Genomic DNA, 18,751 nt, shown 5'->3' with positions numbered 1-18,751 from the left:
AAACCGACTGATGAATTGACAACGGCCCTCAATCCAACTAAAATTGTCGAAGCATTCTTAATTGAGCGATGAACCGGAATCCGAATGGAGGAACCCTTTTGGAAAACAACGAAAAGAAAACAGAACAGATGCGGGTCGACCAAGTCGTCAAGCGGATTGACAAAAAGATCATCAGCACTGACGAAGAGCTTAACCGGGCCCACGCAGAAACCAAAAAGGTTCAACAAACCTATTCAGACAACACGTCAGTCAACTATTTTGAAGTTGATGATCGAATTGAAACGAGTGCCGAACTCCAGCAGCAACGGGGGTTGGTTTCCCGACTAACCGAAAACGAAAGTATTTTGAAGAACCAACTTTCGACACTGAAAGATTTAAAAAAGTCCCCTTACTTCGGTCGAATTGATATTCAAGACCAAGGGGATACCGAACCCGAAAAGTTATATATCGGGATCGCGTCATTTGAAAATGAAGACGGTGAATTTTTAGTTTATGATTGGCGGGCGCCAATTTCCAGTGTTTACTACAATGGCACTCTTGGCGAGGTTAGTTACCAAACCCCAATCGGTGAACAAAAAACAACGCTCAAGAAAAAACGTCAGTTCCAAATTGTCGATGGCCAAATACGAAACATGTTTGACACCAACGAGACTGTTGGTGATGAAATGCTCCAAAGCGCGCTGGGTGAACAGACCGATCAATATATGCAAAATATTGTGGCCACCATTCAACACGAACAAAATGACATCATTCGAGATACCACCAGTAACTTATTGGTGGTCCAAGGAGTTGCCGGTTCCGGTAAAACGTCGGCGATTTTACAGCGAATTGCCTTTTTACTTTATCACAGCCGAGATACGCTGGAAGCCGACCAAATCATTTTATTTTCACCCAATAAGCTTTTCAGTCACTATATCTCCGAAGTCCTGCCAAGTTTAGGTGAGCGTAACATGCGGCAAGTGACGTTCGATGAATTTATCGACAACCGCTTGAAGGGATTAAATGTCCAAAGTTTGTTTGAGCGTTACGAAACTGATGGCACCTTGACGGAGCAACAGCGCTATGTGCGTGCTTTCAAGGAATCCGCCAAGTTTATGGATGAACTGCAGGAATATTGTGACAACCTCTCTTCGTCGCAAATTTTCTTCAGTGACATTATCTTTAACGACACGCCTTTCTTCACCAAAAAAGAAATCAGTCGGATCTTTGATAGTTTCCCGAAAGCAGCCAAGATTTACGACCGCTTCCTGCAGACTAAAAACGCCTTAATTAAGCAATTAAAACGCCGAATTGACGATGAAACAAAAGCGACTTGGGTCAACGACGAAATCGACCAGTTAAGTAACGAAAAGTATCATGACCTGCTGTCCGGAAAAGCGCTTGGTGAATTCCAAAATGAAGACGATGAACGCTTTTATATCGCCAGAAAAATTGTTGCAAGCCGCCTGCGCGTTGTCTACGACGCCATCTTTAACGACAACTTCTTTGATGCCTACCTGCAGTACGCCGATTTCTTAAAAACGGTCGACTTACCGCAAAATATTAAACAACCCCAGTGGCAGCAAACCATCGACGAATTTAGCCAGTCAATTGAGTTTCATTCAATCAAGCTCGATGATTGTGCTCCACTGCTTTACATGCGCGATTACATGTGTAACAGCGGCCAAAATAACACCATGAAGTATTTATTTGTCGATGAAATGCAGGATTATTCCGTCGCTCAGCTGAAATATCTGCGATACGCATTTCCTCAAACCAAGTGGACCCTGCTGGGTGATAGTGAACAAGCCTTATTTAAGGATGTTGAACAGCCCGAAGAAATTTTAAACAAGTTAAATTCGGCCTTTCACGTCCGCCGTTCACGCTTGATCAGCTTGATGCGGTCCTATCGATCGACTTTGCCAATTACAGATTTTGCCAAATCCATCCTGCCAAACGGCGACGATATTCAGGCATTTAACCGTCCCGGAGACATCCCTGAACTGATCCTGGCTACGGACTTTACCGATGGCATTAAACAATTGGAACGGGTCATTACCAAACAGCGAAAACACTATCAGACGGTTGCTGTCTTGACCAAGAACATGACTGAGGCAGAGCAGGTATATAAGCAGCTGCACGCCAAAGGTGACGTGACCCTGCTAAAAGATGCTGACAGGACACTTCCAAGTGGCTTATTGGTCTTGCCGATCTATTTGGCCAAGGGATTGGAATTTGATTCGGTCATCGCTTGGGACACTTCCGAGAAAAACTACCCGGATGAAAACCTACTGGGAACTTTATACACGATCATTACACGAGCGATGCATCACCTCACTTTGATCAGTCTGGGTGACGTCACACCAATTATTGCCAATAGCACATTAAGCAACAGCAAAATTAAAATTGAAAAAAAGATTCAAAAGTAATTACCAATTTAAACAATCAGTCATAAAAGTCCACTTCCGGGTTTTAAGAGGAAGTGGACTTTTATGATGTTTAAAACTGATTGATTCACTGAACTGAATTGTCGGAAAACAACCGCCAGAATTAGACAAGGTATTGAATATCGCTGGCAAATGTCGGGTAGACCAGAATTTCTTGATTGAAATCACTGATTTTCATGTGCTGGTTGATCATTAACGTAAAGATATTAATTAAATAATCGGCGTGATTGCTTAAGATCGTCGCCCCAACGACGGTTTCATTGTTCCGGTCAATCACGACTTTGGCTTTGGCGACCGGCTCATTTAGCCGATGGTAACTGTACCATTTGTGCATATCATTGGTAATCAGTAAGTATTGGTCGTTATCAGCAGCGATACTGGCCGGTACGCCAACTTGAGCCAGTGATGGTTGGCCAAAGACCATCGTGGGAATCGCCTTGAAGGCAATTGGAGCCGGGGCGCCGCCAAAATACTTGGCCAAATACCCCGCTTCGTATCCAGCAACCGGCGTTAACTTGGGCTGCTCGGTGCTGACCACATCCCCCATTGCAAAAATGGTTGGGTTGGTGGTTTGCAAATGTTCATTGACAACGACACCATGGTGGTCAACATTGACGCCAACGTTTTCCAAGCCAAGAGTATCGACGTTCGGCGTCCGACCCGCCGTCGCAAAGACCATATCCGTTGGCAGCTGGAATTGATCACCTTCAAGGACAAATTGGGCGCCAACCTGCGTTATTTGGGAAACTTCCGTATTGAAATGAAAATCAATTCCGATTTCGCTGAGATGGTCGATGGCTTGTTGGCCCAGCTGTTGGTCAAATTGCTTCAGTGGCCGATCATTATGGTGGATCAAATGGACCTTGGCGCCTGCAGCCCGAGCAATTCCTGCCAATTCAAAGCCGATATAGCCACCGCCGATAAAAGTGACGTCACTTGGCATCTCATCTAAATTCAAAAAATCGGTACTGGTTTTGAAATACTGGTGACCGGCTATATCAGGAATTGATGGTCGTTGTCCGGTTGCGATCACAAATTTATCTGCTGACAGCTGCTCGTTTCCGGCCTCAACCAGCCCTTCCGCGTTAAAGTGGGCGTGCTCGTGATAAGTGTCGACACCGTCAGCGGTTAGTGAATTCTGAGTCGCACTTGAAATTGGGTTTGTATACTGACGCTTTTTGCGCATCAAGTCCGGCCAATTAACCGAAACCCGGCCGGAAATCCCATTTCCCTGCATGTCATCGACCAATTGGGTGATTTCTAATCCCGAGAGCAATATCTTTTTGGGATCACATCCACGATTCGGACACGTCCCACCAAATAAATTATCTTCGACGACAGCGACAGTTTTGTTTTGCCGGCGTAAGGAATGTGCCAGCGATGCGCCGGCAACCCCACCACCTAGGATGACCACGTCGTATTGTTTTGTCATGAATAATTCCTCCTCAAATAATCCCAAGAAACCCGTTATCACCGGCTGTTTCAAGCTGGCAATGATTTAAAACGATATTTCATAAATCCATTGTAGTCTACTTGACAATTATTTCCACATACTGTTAATTGACAAGTCCCTTAGGAATTTGTATCTTAGAGGTTGTAGTTAAAATTTTGTTAAATTGAGGTGTACCATGGTTCATGCACTTTGGCGCCAATTTCCGCGTATTAATTTAAAATTAATCGCTTTGGAACCTTATTTGCTTAACGCAGTAAATCTTTCCAATCAGCCCATTCATCATAAGATTGTTGACTTATTAAAATCAGGCGGCAAGTTCCTTCGCCCCGGGTTCTTTTACATATACTCCGAGTTTGGCGAACCCGTCGACCCGGCAGTCGTTAAAGCCGGTGCCGCGGCAGTCGAATTACTTCACGTCGCGACACTCATTCATGACGATGTGATTGATGAATCTCCCTTGCGCCGCGGAGTCGCCACCATTCATACCCAATATGGCCAAAAAAACGCCATTTACGCCGGTGATTACCTGTTTACGTGTTACTTTAACCAGGTCCTCAAATCAACGCAGGATCCGGCTGATATGAAGCGACACATCGACGCCATGCAGGTTATCCTGACAGGCGAATTGGACCAAATGAAGTACAACTTTAATCAACAGTTGACGTCTGCCGATTATTTCCATGAAATTACCGGAAAAACCGCCGAGTTGTTTAAACTTTGTTTCCAGCAGAGTGCGATTGTGACGCATGCGGCACCAGAAATCGTTGAACTGGGCGGCGAAATTGGGATTACAATTGGCCAGGCTTACCAAATTTTAGACGATATTTTAGATTACAGTGGCGATACAATGCAAACTAAAAAACCCGTCTTAGAGGATTTGAAGTCCGGGGTCTATACCCTGCCGCTGATTTTTGCCAACCAATTGGTACCAGACTCATTGAAGCCACTGCTGGACAAAAAAGATCAATTAACGGATACAGACATTCAAGCCATCAAAACGATTGTCATTCAATCCGGCGGCCTAAAAAAAGCCATTGAGGTTGCCGATGAGTTAACGGATAAGGCACTTGGGCTAATTGCCAAGCTGCCGGAACAAAAGTCCAAGCAGGATCTGGAAAAATTGACACGCATGTTGTTGACGCGCAAACAGTAAGTGAGCGGTTATTAAAAATAAGAGGAGCGGTGACAAAACAACTGTTTTGTCGTCGCTCCTCTTATTTTTTATCGGTAAAAGTATCCGATCAGCCGAATTTTAGATCACGCTCTTCCGCGATCCAAATCGTACAATTGTCTAAATCTGGCTTCGGTTTGATAGAGCTCCTGGGGTGTCCCCTGCATATCAAATTCGCCATTTTCCATAAATCTGACCTGATCGACGTGGGTAATTCCCGCCAAGTGGTGGGTTACCCAGATAATCGTCTTATCATGCAGTAACTCAAAGACCTTATCCAACAACTTCTTTTCGGTAATTGGATCCAGACTGACGGTTGGCTCATCCAAAATGATGATCGGTGCATCCTGCAGCAAAATTCTGGCAAGTGATAAGCGTTGTCGCTCACCACCCGAGAATCGTTTACCGGCTTCTTGCACTTCCGTATCGTACTTATCCGGCAATGACTCGATTAAATCTTTCAGTCCAACGGCCGCCAAGGCATCTTTAACTTGCTGATCAGATGCGTTCGTGTTGCCCAATCGAACGTTATTCATAACCGTCGTATCAAATAAATAAGGCTGCTGGTCCAAAATCCCAAACAGTGAGGATCGAACTGATTGCAAGTTCAAAATATTTTGACCGTTAATCAACACTTCCCCATCGGTTGGGGTCAAATCGCCAACCACTAATTTTAAGAAGGTACTCTTTCCAGTCCCACTTGGCCCCAGTAAGGCAATTTTTTCACCGGGATGAATATCCATTGAAATGTGTTTAACCACGTTTCGATTGCCATCTTGATATTTGAAAGTGAGTTGGTTGATTTTCAGCTCTTTAAAAGAACCGGCCAATTTCTGTTGATCGATTGGCTTGTCGTCACTGATATCCAAAGCATTAACCCGTTCAATTGAGCGTCGGTAAACCGGCCATTCGCTGGCACCCTGGCTCATATTAACAAACGGCGAAACTGCCGGGAAGATTGCCAAGGCAAAGGCAGCGACCCAGTTCGCCATCGATTTGGTAGCTGTAAATTGATAAGCCGACCAAACCAGCAGCGTAATCGTGGTCAATAAGATAATAAATTGAACAAAGAATTCACGCCACCATTGGAAATAGTGATCCTGTTTTCGTAAAGCGGCAATCTCTTTAATCGGCTTTTTCTGCAGGTTCATAAAATCAGTGTAACGGCCTGAAATCAACCAGTCACCCAATCCCATAACTTCATCGGTCAAATTGGTATAAAATTCGTGTTGAATCTGATGCTGTTTGAACTCACGAACCCCGTTAGTGGCAACCGACATCAATGGCATAATGATCGTGATAATCCCCAATAATAACAATAGCAGCAAGCCGACCGCCCAGTTGAGCGACCCGACGCCAATCACGACGAAAATGTATAACAGCCACCCAATCACCATTGGAAAGACGGTTCTCAAGTAGAGGTTTTCGATGTGGTCAATATCATCAGCCAAGATACTTAAAATATCCCCGGTCTGATGGGCCCGCTGAATGGCCGAGGCCTTTTTTTCGACTGTTTGATACAGCTTTTTTCTAAAATCAGAGACAATTCTTAACACCCAGTTATGACTGGTCAATCGTTCAACATACCGAAAGACTGGCCGGGCAATCCCAAAGGCCCGGGCCAGGACAACCGGGACGTAAATATAAATAATGCTTGATGGCCGCCGAGCCGCCTCACTAATCAGAAAGCCGGAGTTAAACATCAACGCACCGCCTGAAAAGAAGGTCATAAAGCCCAAAAACAAAACCAGAATCAACAAACCTTTGTATTTTCTCAGGTAAGGCATGACCCAGGTATCGTTTGCGAACGTTTTGCGGAAATTTTTCATAGATCAGCCGCCTCCATTTCAGAACGAAGTTTGACGTAATCACCATTGCGTTTGGCCAATTCGTCGGGTGTTCCCTGTTCAACCACGCGCCCGTGATCCATGACGAGCACATAATCCATCTCACCAATCCAGTGAAGTCTGTGGGTGGCGAAGAAAACCAAATGGTCTTCAAAAACCGGCAGGATATCCTTTTTCAAGCTGGCTTCGGTTTCAATATCCAAATGGGCAGTCGGCTCGTCAAATAGCAAGACTTTTCTGCTTGGATCCAAAAACGCTCTGGCAAGGGCAATTCGTTGTGCCTGACCCCCACTGACGGTCCTGGCACCTTCACCAATCATGGTGTTCAAGCCATCCGGAAGCGTCTTAATCCAATCGCTTAATCCGGCCTTCTCAGCGGCATTTTCAATTGCCTCCGTGGTCGCATCCGCCACATAAAAGGAAATGTTATCAGCCAATGTTGCGTGGAACAAATACGGATTTTGTGGAATGTACAAAAAGTTTTTCTGCCAAGCAGCCTGGTTCAAATGTGGTAACGACTTGCCGTTTAAAATAATTTGATCATTCTTGTCTGGTGATAAGAAGCCGCCAATTAAGTTGATCAACGTCGATTTACCAGAACCGGATGCGCCAATAATACCAATCTTTTGCATCCCTTTAATATCGACATTGATGTCTTTTAACGTCGCCTCTTCAGTATCTGGATAGGTTAAGGCAACCTGATCCAGCTTAAGTGTCGATTCGTTATCCCATTTGAATGCCGGCATGATTTCGCGTTCACTCATTTCGGGTTCGTTCAAAACGTCCAAGACAGCCGTCATGGCATTCTTCCCGTTCAAAGTGGCGTGGTAATCGTTTGCAAAATTTCTGATTGGCAAAAAGTATTCAGGCGCCAAAACCAGAATCGTCAAGGCTGGCAACAATAAGACTTTGCCGTCCATCAAATCAAAACCAAGGAAGACGGCAACCACGGCAATTGACAACGTAGTGAAGAAGTCCAGGGCAAAGGTGGACGTCAGCGCAATTTTTAAGGTGGACATAGTTTCTTTTCGATAAGATTCACTGACGTCATAAACGTTATCCGCGTATCGTTTGGACAACCCTAACTGTTTAAGGGTTGGCAACCCCCGCAAGGTGTCAACAAAGTGATTGGATAATCGCTGATAGCCTTCATACTGACGGTCGGCTTTGCTCTGCGCTGCGAGGCCAAGAATAATCATAAACAAAATGATAATTGGAAAAATAGCAAATAAGAAAATTGCCTGTTCCCAGCGCAGGAAAAGAACGTAAAGTAAAATCAGCCACGGTGTAATCGACATATCCAATATTTTGATGACCACCAGCATTAAATAAGTCTGGACCTGATCGATTCCTTCCAGAGCCATCGTGACAATGTTTCCGGTTCCCCGTTTATCAATCTCTGCAGGACCCAGTCGAAAAATCTTCGCCATCAGGTCTTCACGCATATCGCCACTGGTCTTTTCGACAAATGGAAACAGCACCCGATTCTCAGTCACCGTCAGTAAATGACGGGCTAAAAAGGCGATGGTGAACACAATCGTTGGTGCAACAATCGTGTTAATCGACTGCAAATTCCATAAATTAACAATGGCAATCGAAAGCGCCCGTGCCTGAGCAATTATTGCGACTGCTTGAATGAATACTAATACTGCCAAAATCGCAGCGTATTTTTTCATCCCGGGCAGATCGAACAATCTTTTATCAATCAAACTTTTCACTCCCCCATCTGAAAAATTAACTTACAAACTCTAGTATAAAGAATTATTGCGCACAATGAAATATCAGAAAGCAAAGTATTTGGATGTTTTAGGTGTTTTTTAAATAGGAAAGGGGCTGTGATAAAATTAACGTTTTGCCAACGGCCCCCTTGCTTTTTTTATTTTATATAGCCGGAACGTGTGCCAAAAGGCCGCTTCCTAGGCATAACTACGAATAACTTTCCGAGCTTTCAGCTCAAAAAGTCATTCTAGGTTATGCTACGCCGGCCATGAAATGCCAAGCCTCTTTGGCGGAAGCAAACCCGCCTTTTGGCACACTCCGTTTTTTAAAATAGTAAAAGCGGCAATGAACGATCCGTCCATTGTCGCTTTTGCGTTTACCACTTTAAGGATAACTTAAAGCGTTGAAATATTATTCAACTGCTTGTTTTGGCGATTTGATCCGCTTGTAAAATACCCAGTAACTCCAAATGAAGTAAATCAGAACAATTGGCAGGATCGTAAACGTCAAAATTGTCATCAGGTGCAGTGTATATGGTGAACTTGATGCATTTTTAATTAAAATTGAGTTGGCACTGTTGGTCGCAATCATCACTCTTGGGAATAAACCGTTGAAGATCAAGACAACGATACTGATCAGTGATAAACCACTGGCAATAAATGATGCCCAGTCATGACTGGATTGTGTGCCCCACCATGCAGCTAATGTGAAGATAACCAGGGCAATTAAGATTGACCAGGTTGAAACTGGCTTGCGTGTGAAGAAATCAGTGGTTAAGTAAAGCAAAATCACAAAGACAACTTCACCGGCAAGTAAGACAGGGTAAAGGATTTTACTCCATTTTTCAGCCCGTTCTCTTAATTCACCACTCGTCTTTAATCTTAAGAAGTTCAAACCGTGGATGAAGCAAAGCAGTGAAACTGCGACGCCACCGACGATTGAGAACCAGTTAACGTAAGTGGTAAACGTCCCATAAATGTCGCCGTTCTTGTCAATTGGAACGCCTTCAATCATACTGGTGAACATCATCCCAAATAAGAAAGCAGCACAGAAGCTACCAATGGTTGATGCCCACTCCCAGAAGTTCCGCCATTTTTCCGTCTGCATGTTCGCACGGAATTCAAACGAAACGCCTCTGAAGATTAAAGCAACCAAAATCAAGAACAAAACGATGTAGTAGCCTGAAAATAGTGATGCGTACCACATTGGGAATGATGCAAACATGGCACCACCGGCAGTGATTAACCAAACTTCATTTCCATCCCAGTGCGGTCCGATGGTTTGGATAACGGTATCACGTTCTGCCCGGTTCTTGGCAAAGAATCGAACCGACATCCCGATACCAAAGTCAAATCCTTCCAGGAAGAAGAAGCCACTAAATAACACACCAATTAACAGAAACCAGATAAATTGATAACTAGTCATTATGAGCCGCCCCCATTTCATATGGATCTACCTTTTTAGCATCATCCTGGGGTTCAGTTGAATATCCATCAGTCAAGACTGAGTCGGGACCTTGCTTGAGAACACGGTGACTCAAGATAACCATGACTGCTCCTAATGAAGCAAATATCAAGAAGTAAACGATATTGGTGAACATCAAACTTGCCACGGTAGACGTTGGCGAAACCGCATCGGCGATTGTCAACAAGCCGTAAACAACCCATGGATAACGACCGAATTCAGTGACGAACCAGCCGCAGGTATTAACGATAAATGGAAGCCATACCATCAGTCCCATCAAATATAGGAACCAGCGTTGTCTCATAATGGTCTGAGACTTCTTACGGTTGAACCACAGGCCAATGATGGCAACTAAGCCAAACAATCCTGCAGAAATTGCCATAATTCTGAAGCTCCAGAACAATGTCTTGGTTGGAACATAGTAATTCTTGGTTTGATCGTTCTTGTTGTACTTAGCCTTTAATTCTTTATTGACCGTCTTTTGACCCTTAAACGTTCCGTTTAAACTGTGATGGCCCAAAATGTTTAAGGCGTATGGAATTTCAATCGACCAAGTCTTCTTAGGACCGTTGAATCCGGCAGCTAATGCCCAATCACCTTTGTCCGTTGAATTCTTGTAGAGACCTTCCATTGCGGCAAACTTCATAGGTTGGTTATTAATCAGGTAACGAGTTTGTGTATCACCTGACCAAACGGAACCTAAGCAGGCACAAAGACCAATAATCAATGAAACCTTCATGGATTTACGATAGAAGTTCTCATGATCCTTCTTAAGTAAACGCCATGCAGAACATCCTGCAACAACAAATGCGGCCGTTAAGAATGCACCGAAGATAACGTGTGGGAATTCATTCCACAGTTGACGGTTCATGATAACAGCAGAGAAGCTGGTCATTTCAACCTTGTGTTGAGCTGCGTTCATCGCGTAACCAACGGGGTTTTGCATAAAACTGTTGGCTGCTAAGATCCATAAAGCGGATAAAGTTGAGCCAAATGCTGTCAGCCAAATGAATAAACAGTGAATGGTTTTGTTAAACCGCTCCCATGTAAACATCCAAAGACCGATAAAAGTTGATTCAAGGAAGAAGGCGGCCAAAGCTTCAATTGCAAGTGGCGCTCCGAAAATGTCCCCCATGAATCGTGAATAATCTGACCAGTTCATACCAAACTGGAACTCTTGAATAATACCTGTAACAACACCTACAGCAAAACTAAATAGGAAAATCTTCCCCCAGAATTTTGCCATATTTTTGTATGTTTCATCCTTGTTAACAACGTAGACCGTTTCCATAATTGCGACAATAAAAGCTAAACCAATAGAAAACGGTACGAAGAAGAAATGAAACACCGTGGTCATCGCAAACTGAAACCGCGACAAACCAAGCATCGTAATGCCAATATTTAACATTGTTGTATCCCCCCTTACTAAATATTAATGAGTTATCCTCATATACCCCTATTGTATATAGAAATAGGCCAACATTCAAATTAAAATGCTAAATAATTATCTAAAAATATGCATAATCTGGTACGCCAAGGGACACAAATGAATAAAAAAACTGTAACCGTCTTCAATTCAGCGTTTCTCACATCTAAAAATAAAAAATATTCACTTGTGAAATTATTGCAATGGCTTTCATTAGACAATTGACCACCACCCATTTATAATAATGGTGATAAGATTAGTTTATGCTATTATTGTATTTTGTTTATTAAATCAATCTTATTTTTCAGCTATTTTTAAAGGGGGAAATATCCATGACAAAGAATATCGTCGTTGTTGGTGCCGGTTTTGCCGGTGTTTACGCCACCAAACGGCTTGCTAAACATTTTAAGAGTAACACTGACGTTCAGATTACGTTGATTGATCGTCACTCGTACTTCACTTACCTGACCCGGTTGCATGAAGTTGCCACAGAACGTGTTGCGCCAAGCAGTGTAGAATGCGACTTGCAACGGATTTTTCACAAGCAAAAGAATGTCCAAATTGTGACGGACAACATTTCCGAAGTTGATAAGGAAAATAAAAAGGTCATTGGTGAAAATGGTACCTACCCATTTGATAGCCTGCTGATCAGTATGGGTGGTGAACCCAACGACTTTGGCACTCCCGGTGTTAAAGAAAATGGCTTCACACTTTGGTCAATGGAAGATGCGCTGCAGCTTAAAGAGCACATCCGAGAAATTATTGCCCGAGGCGCTGTTGAACGAGACCCAGAGAAACGAAAGGCAATGTTAACATTGGTTGTCTGTGGATCCGGGTTTACCGGTGCTGAAACGATTGGTGAATTAATCGACTACCGAAAAGTTTTGGCAAAAGATTACAAGCTTGATCCGAGTGAAATTAAAATTATTTTGGTTGAAGCTGCACCAACGATTATCAACATGCTTGACCGAACCAACGCCGCTCATGCTGAAGCTTACATCAAGAAAAACAACATCGAAATCCGCAAGTCATCAATGATTACCTCGGTTAACCCGGACAGTGTTGACATTAAGGATCAAGACTCCATTGCAACCAACACGTTGATTTGGACCGCTGGTGTTAAAACTAATCACACTGCCGACAGTTTCGGAATTGATGCTGGCCGTGGTGGTCGTTTGGTTACCAACCAATACCTTCAAGCTAAAGGCTTTGAAGACAAGAGTATTTATGTTGCCGGAGATGACGCCAACGCCACTGAACAGGGTGCTGAACGTGCCGTTCCACAAACTGCTCAGGAAGCTGAAAATGAAGCAATTGTATCAGCCGAAAACATTGCAGCTGACATTGAAGGCAATCAGAACTACACCGAATTCAAAGACAAGAATATGGGCTTCACGGTATCATTTGGTGCCTACTATGGCATTGCCCAAGTCTTTGGCGGCAAACGTGTTCGTGGCTGGCTGGCAACCATCATGAAGCACGGAACCAACCTGCTTTACTTCTGGCGAATTCGTTCCGGCTACTTCATGATGATGTACCTGCTTGACGAATTCTTTAGAGTTGAAAATAACCGGACCGTCTTTGGTGGCAACACCGCTCGTCGAAGCAACGTTTTATGGAGCGTGCCGTTACGATTATTCCTTGGAATCGTCTTAATGGTGGATGCCTTTTCGATCAATACCATTATTCCGGTTGGCATGGGCTTAACCGTACTTGAAGGCATCATCGGGTGCTTAATCTTCTTCGGTTGGTTCACATGGCTGGCCGACCTGGCATTGGTCATCATCTTCTTGATGGGCATTCCAACTTGGGCTCACGCATGGATTATCTTCGCAGCCATTGCATTAATGAATGGTTCAGGTCGTTCATTTGGGATCGATTACTGGTTTGTTCCATGGTTGCAAAAGACTTGGGGCAAAGCACGTTATGGGACACCAAAAGCTGTCTATGAACCAAAAAAATAAGTCATTAGCGATTAATAGATAAAAAACGGACAACCATGGCAAATGTGATTTGCTTTGGTTGTCCGTTTTTTCATGTCTTTTAGATATCGTCATTCAGCAAAATTGGGCTGGGCATCGGCGATTTCTACGATGTAGCGGCCATAATTTGGCACATCGACGATTTGAATATTGGTGCCAAAAATCTGCTCTAACAGTTGTTGGTCATAGCAATCAGCTGGACGCCCCTGCTTGACCAGTTGGCCATCTTTTACCAACCATAATTGATCACTGATTCGAAACGCCTGATTGATATCATGAAGCACCATAATAATTGTCATCTGCTGTTGTTCGTGGAGCCGCTTTAAAATTGTCATTAATTCGGCTTGGTAGTGAATATCCAAGTAGGTCGTCGGTTCATCCAGCAATAAATATTGTGGCTCCTGTGCCAACGCAGACGCTAACCAAACACGCTGTCGCTGACCACCCGACAATGATGAAATCGGTCGTTGCGCCAACTCGGCCAAATTGGTTGCTGTAATGTAGTCAGCAACTTCAGAATCATCAATCGTTGCCAACAAATTGTGGTGTGCCAGTCGTCCGGTTTTAACAATGTCAATCACTTTCATATCGTCAAAAATATCATTTTGCTGGCTGACAACGGCAACTTTGGTGGCCAAGGTTTTTCGTGAAAAATTTGAAATTGGCTGATCGTTTAATAAGACCTTACCGGAAGTCGGCTGGATTAATCCCGCCAGCAGTTTCAGCAAGGTTGACTTGCCTGCGCCGTTGGGACCAATAATCGATAAAATTTGGTCTTCCGGAACGGTTGCCGTTATTTGATTTAGAAGCATTTTTTGTTGTGGATAATGATAGCTAACTTGATTTAATTCCATTAAAATTCTTCCTTTGCAGCATCATAATCAAAAATGGCCCCCCAATGACGGTCATAATAACGGCTGCGGACAGTTCACTCGGCAAGACGATAATTCGCCCAATCGTGTCAATCACTAACAGCAGCCAAGCGCCCATGAGCATCGAAAGCGGAATAATTGTCTGATAATCCCGCCCCACCAGGTAGCGGACGATGTTGGGCACAACAATTCCCATGAACGGAATTGTCCCAACCACCGATGAAACGCTGGATGACAAAAAGACGACCACACATAATAATCCGATCCGCATCATGGAGGCCGAAACGCCTTTAGTCTGGAGCTGTTCGGTAGATAGTTTCAAATAATTTGCCCACGGCGAAAGAAACACCGCGACAAACATGCCGCTGACGCCGAGAAACAGCAAGACTTCTGTCTGCGACCAAGTAATGCCATTAAACGAACCCGTTGTCTGAACACCCATTCCGTTTGAAAACAGCTGCTCAAATCCTGTAAAAGTCAGCATCATTGCAACACCGATAATTATCAGGCGGTAGGGACTGCTTAACGCCGATTTACTGGTCAACAAAGCCAAGGCAACCAAGCCGCCAATCAACGCGAAAACGAACTTGTTTCCCGGAAAGGTCGGCACCAACATTGCGCCAATTAAAATAAAGAAATCAGCGGCACTGGTCACACCCAAAATACTGGGGTCCGCCAATACGTTTCGAAAAGCTGCCTGACTCACAGCCCCTGCCACCGCCAGCATGCCACCACAAAGCATGGCAGCGAAGATCCGCGGAAGCCGAATACTGGTTAAAATGCTGAGCTGATTGGGATTGCCGCCAGAAAAGGCACTGATGATTTGTTGAAGCGAAATGAAGCTGGCTCCCACCATCAACGAGATGACAATCGTAATGATGAGTAACGTCAAGACAATCGGATACCATAGTTTTTCAGCACGACTCACTTCTGACCACTCCCCTGCTGAGGGTATAGCCAGTTAGACACAATTTTGAGTGCCTGGGGTGCGCGCATATTCGCAGTGGCATCAAAGTTGGGTTCCTCTAGATTATAAACTCGGTGATTTTTGACAGCCGGAACCGTCTTCCACATTGGATCCGATTTGAACTCCGAATCAAATTGCGGAATCACCATATTTGGTAATGCATGAGCCAACCGCAAGATGACCTGTGGCCGGGCTTTTTTGATCGCTTCATCATTTGGTTGAATAAATTCCTGAGTCTTTGACGCAAAAACATTGTTCCCACCGGCGATTTCGACCAAGTCACCCACGTATGAGCGATTTGTGGCAATCATGTAAGACGCGCCGGGAAGACCCATTAAAATCAACACCCGTGGCTTGACCCGGTGTTTTTGAGCAACTGCTTTAACTTGATTTTCAAACTGATCGATTTCCCGGACAGCCGCCTTGGCCTGTCGGGTTCGATGATACTGCGTCCCCATACTTGAAATAGTCCGTTTAAGCGACGCAACGCTGGTCAGATTCAGAAAATGCGGTTGTATATGACGTTGTTTAAACGCTTTGCCAAACTGATCTTTTAATGTCGTGACTGAATAAACCGCAGTCGGTTTGAGCGCTGCGATTTTTTCAACACTTGGGTTCATCGGATTTCCGACCCGAGTAGCGTGGGCATAACGAGCAGGAATCTTATTTTGAGTGGTTGGAACGCCAACAAGTGGCAAATCCAACTTGTCGGCTATTTGAACCACCGCAAACGTTGTGGCGACGATCTTTGGCTTCTTGGGCTTATTGGCAGCACCGCTTTGACTGATAAAAATACCACAAAGCGCGCCAACCACCAAGACAGCTGCGAGCACAACAAAGGCAATCTTACGAGATCCTTTCATTTCCGAAGTGCCCCCTAATGTCTAAAGTAAATCCACAAACCTGCAGAAACACCAGCAATCAACGTCACACCGCCAACAATCCAAGGAATCCCGCTCTTCTTGGTTGTCACTGGCTTGGCAGCAGTTTTCTTGGCTGGTTTGGAAGTCGTTGACTCATTCTTAGCAGGCTGCGTTGAGGAACTACTGGAAGCTTTTTTGGGTTCTTTCTTAGCAGCCTTCTTGCTGGTTGCTTTTTTCGACTGATGCTTCTTGGTTGCTTTCGGTGACTGACTGGATGTTTTATTGGCTTTGTTTTTTGGTTGACTGGAAGTGCTTGAATTTGCGGCTTTTTGAGCCGTTGTTGCGGTTGTGTGACTCGAATTGGTCGTCACACTTCGATGGGCACTGCCGAGGCTTGGCAAGCCCGCTGTGCTGAATTTAAATGAGATTAAATGACGGGCCTTATAAACTTTGGGAACGTCAATTGCCAACTTGGCATTAATCCGTTTACTAAGACTCTTTGCATAAAATGAATAATACAAATGCGAATTACCGGCACTATCCTTTGCTTTACGAACGTTGAGCGGTGCGCGGCCGTTTACCCACATCACTTTAACGGGGTACGATGACAAGCTCTTAGCAGTCTTAATTTGCATTGTGACATAGTACATGTGATCTTTAACGACGACTTGCGCTGGTTTGACGAAGTACCCGTCCGCCATCGAGGTTTGATTCGTCCCATATTTTAGTGGGTGATAAGAAATCGACTGGGCATTTGCATTGGGTGAAGCAACGGCAAATAGTCCCAATGTCATCACCAACCCAAGTAACAACTTGAATTTACTTGAGAATTTCATGGCTATTCCCCCAAACAAAAGACAATCCACCGGCTAAAACGAAGCCGAGAAATGATAGGCCGTTTTCACTTGCGTCACTCGTCTGTGGCAATTTTTCTTGTGAAGGTTGTGCAGAACTCGACCCATTGATGACGGCAGCTGAAGCGACCGCGTGTTTATGTGCTTTAGCGGGTGCGCTCTGGCTAAATTTAAAACGAATCGGCCAAGTTGTGCTGATGTTAGCGTATGGCACAACGACGTGAATAGACCCTTTAATCACATGCTTTAAGGTCTTAAGTGAGGCGATATTAAATGAATAGGTCATAGTGTAGTTACTGCCTGATTTACCATACGTAACGGTTGACGCTTTGACTTTTTTACCATTAATGGTCACTGGACGAACAGCCTTGGATCCTAGTTTAAGGCTCTTCTTGTAGGCAACTTTAAGTTGAACATTATAGTGCTTGGCAACTTTCTTAATAACCGCTTTTCGTGTGTAGTACTTGTTGGCCATCGATTTTGAATTTGAATCGCCTTTTAACACAACATAGGTCCGTGTCGTGGTTGGTACACTTGATTTCTTGGTTGTGGTCGTAGTTGTGGTCGTCTTAGTTGTTGTCGGCGTTGCCGGTTGTGTTGTTGTGCTGGTTGTACTTGATGAAGTCGCACTGGAACTATCAGCTTCGGGTGTTGTGTCAGTGGTTGTACTTGTATCCTCGGGTAAATCAGCCTGTTTAGTGGCGTTTGCCCAGTTAAATGAAAAGTCAGCTGATTCCTGCATTGTGTTGATCAGTGGAATATTGTACAGCGTAAAACTAACTGGAATGATGTTGCTTGGGTTGGTCAAGTTGAATGTCAACGTCCCGTTATTCCCCGAGGTAATCGTTGGACCAACTGATTGCCCACCCATTGATATGGACGCAATATAGTTGGCACCGTTGGTCGTCAAAACTGTCTTGTAATTTCCCTTAGAAACAGTGACATTGGCAGTTTGATCAAAGAAATGGTTGGCCATGGAAGTAGCGCTACTCCCACTCTTTAACAGTGTGACCGGGACGGTATAAATCCCATCACTCAAATTTGCAGAGTCGGCCCTGGTAGTGTTAGCGAACGCCCCTCCTGCTATTGTAAAAATAATTGCAACAAAAACTAATTGAATGAAATGCATTAATCGCTTTTTCATACGATAATCCCCCCTAGAGTAAGTAAAATAATGTACATAGTAAGTTTACCATTTTTAAGCGCCTTCATTCCCAAAATCTGGTGAAACTATCCAGAAACACTATTACTTTTTTGAGGTATATTCACTTCCAAATGAATTATATGAATTTAAAGACAATAAAAGCGTGTGGGCAAAAATTGTAATCGGCTTTCAAATTGCAAAGCAAACAGCCAACCATCTTAGGCTTGGATGATTGGCTCATTGGCTTTGACAGCCGGGAACTATACTTTAGCATACGATTCAACTAGGTACATTGAGGCTAAAAAAGTCGGACCAAAACATTCAGTTTTGACCCGACCCAATCATTTGTTTTTATGAGCTGGTTTAACCCTTTTAAGTAAGCCGTTTCCGGGATTTGAACCCGGGACCTTTTCCTTACCATGGAAATGCTCTACCTTCTGAGCTAAAACGGCAAAATAAATCAATCCGGAAAATGCGACAACAAACTGATATTATCAAAAAAAGCTCCGATAGTAAATACTATCGAAGCTTTCAAAATTGCGTGGCAACGTCCTACCCTCGCA

Annotated in this window: 13 protein-coding genes and 1 tRNA gene; 3 read left to right on the top strand and 11 right to left on the bottom strand. The window is 44.1% G+C overall.

Annotation, left to right across the window (positions count from 1 at the left end; translation table 11 throughout):
• Positions 1–98 precede the first annotated feature (98 nt).
• Complete coding sequence (gene helD, locus FC51_RS08660; RefSeq protein WP_057908961.1) at positions 99–2,408, top strand: RNA polymerase recycling motor HelD; 2,310 nt, start codon at positions 99–101, stop codon at positions 2,406–2,408.
• 121 nt (positions 2,409–2,529) lie between these two features.
• Here the strand turns inward: helD and FC51_RS08655 are convergent, their stop codons facing one another.
• Positions 2,530–3,858: a dihydrolipoyl dehydrogenase family protein gene (locus FC51_RS08655; RefSeq protein ID WP_057908962.1), complete on the bottom strand. Its 1,329-nt coding sequence runs from the start codon at positions 3,856–3,858 to the stop codon at positions 2,530–2,532.
• Positions 3,859–4,054: 196 nt separating this feature from the next.
• Here FC51_RS08655 and FC51_RS08650 point away from each other — a divergent pair, with 196 nt between their 5' ends.
• A complete protein-coding gene (locus tag FC51_RS08650) occupies positions 4,055–5,032 on the top strand; it encodes a polyprenyl synthetase family protein (RefSeq protein WP_057908963.1) in 978 nt (325 codons plus the stop codon).
• Positions 5,033–5,136: 104 nt separating this feature from the next.
• Here FC51_RS08650 and cydC read toward each other — a convergent pair whose 3' ends face one another.
• From cydC to FC51_RS08630, 4 genes are all read right to left on the bottom strand, one after another.
• A complete protein-coding gene (cydC, locus tag FC51_RS08645; protein WP_057908964.1) occupies positions 5,137–6,879 on the bottom strand; it encodes a thiol reductant ABC exporter subunit CydC in 1,743 nt (580 codons plus the stop codon).
• On the bottom strand, positions 6,876–8,606 hold the full coding sequence (gene cydD / locus FC51_RS08640; RefSeq protein ID WP_057908965.1) for a thiol reductant ABC exporter subunit CydD: 1,731 nt from the start codon (positions 8,604–8,606) through the stop codon (positions 6,876–6,878). Before cydD ends, cydC begins: the two co-directional genes overlap by 4 nt.
• A 421-nt stretch (positions 8,607–9,027) precedes the next feature.
• Complete coding sequence (gene cydB, locus FC51_RS08635) at positions 9,028–10,041, bottom strand: cytochrome d ubiquinol oxidase subunit II (RefSeq protein WP_057908966.1); 1,014 nt, start codon at positions 10,039–10,041, stop codon at positions 9,028–9,030.
• Positions 10,034–11,488, bottom strand: a complete 1,455-nt coding sequence (locus tag FC51_RS08630) for a cytochrome ubiquinol oxidase subunit I (protein ID WP_057908967.1) — start codon at positions 11,486–11,488, stop codon at positions 10,034–10,036. The genes cydB and FC51_RS08630 overlap by 8 nt, the downstream gene beginning before the upstream one ends.
• A gap of 350 nt (positions 11,489–11,838) precedes the next feature.
• Here FC51_RS08630 and FC51_RS08625 point away from each other — a divergent pair, with 350 nt between their 5' ends.
• Entirely contained in the window at positions 11,839–13,470 is a 1,632-nt protein-coding gene (locus tag FC51_RS08625; RefSeq protein WP_057908968.1) for an NAD(P)/FAD-dependent oxidoreductase, read from the top strand.
• Positions 13,471–13,559: 89 nt separating this feature from the next.
• Here FC51_RS08625 and FC51_RS08620 read toward each other — a convergent pair whose 3' ends face one another.
• The 6 genes from FC51_RS08620 to FC51_RS08595 form a co-directional block, all read right to left on the bottom strand.
• Positions 13,560–14,342 carry an ABC transporter ATP-binding protein gene (locus FC51_RS08620; RefSeq protein ID WP_057908969.1) on the bottom strand — a complete coding sequence of 261 codons (783 nt, stop codon included), beginning with the start codon at positions 14,340–14,342 and terminating at the stop codon, positions 13,560–13,562.
• Positions 14,323–15,288, bottom strand: a complete 966-nt coding sequence (locus FC51_RS08615; protein ID WP_057908970.1) for a FecCD family ABC transporter permease — start codon at positions 15,286–15,288, stop codon at positions 14,323–14,325. Before FC51_RS08615 ends, FC51_RS08620 begins: the two co-directional genes overlap by 20 nt.
• Positions 15,285–16,190: a heme ABC transporter substrate-binding protein IsdE gene (gene isdE, locus FC51_RS08610; RefSeq protein WP_057908971.1), complete on the bottom strand. Its 906-nt coding sequence runs from the start codon at positions 16,188–16,190 to the stop codon at positions 15,285–15,287. The genes FC51_RS08615 and isdE overlap by 4 nt, the downstream gene beginning before the upstream one ends.
• 14 nt (positions 16,191–16,204) lie before the next feature.
• A complete protein-coding gene (locus FC51_RS08605) occupies positions 16,205–17,026 on the bottom strand; it encodes an NEAT domain-containing protein (protein WP_057908972.1) in 822 nt (273 codons plus the stop codon).
• Positions 17,010–18,188, bottom strand: coding sequence for an NEAT domain-containing protein (locus FC51_RS08600; protein ID WP_057911268.1), 1,179 nt, complete (start codon positions 18,186–18,188; stop codon positions 17,010–17,012). Before FC51_RS08600 ends, FC51_RS08605 begins: the two co-directional genes overlap by 17 nt.
• 379 nt (positions 18,189–18,567) lie before the next feature.
• A tRNA-Thr gene (locus tag FC51_RS08595) sits at positions 18,568–18,640 on the bottom strand.
• Between the last annotated feature and the right edge of the window lie 111 nt (positions 18,641–18,751).

It is taken from the genome of Lentilactobacillus parabuchneri DSM 5707 = NBRC 107865 (assembly GCF_001435315.1).
GTDB classification, from domain to species: domain Bacteria; phylum Bacillota; class Bacilli; order Lactobacillales; family Lactobacillaceae; genus Lentilactobacillus; species Lentilactobacillus parabuchneri.
The sequence above is the reverse complement of the archived record's forward strand: the minus strand, read 5'-3'. Positions and strand labels throughout refer to the sequence as shown.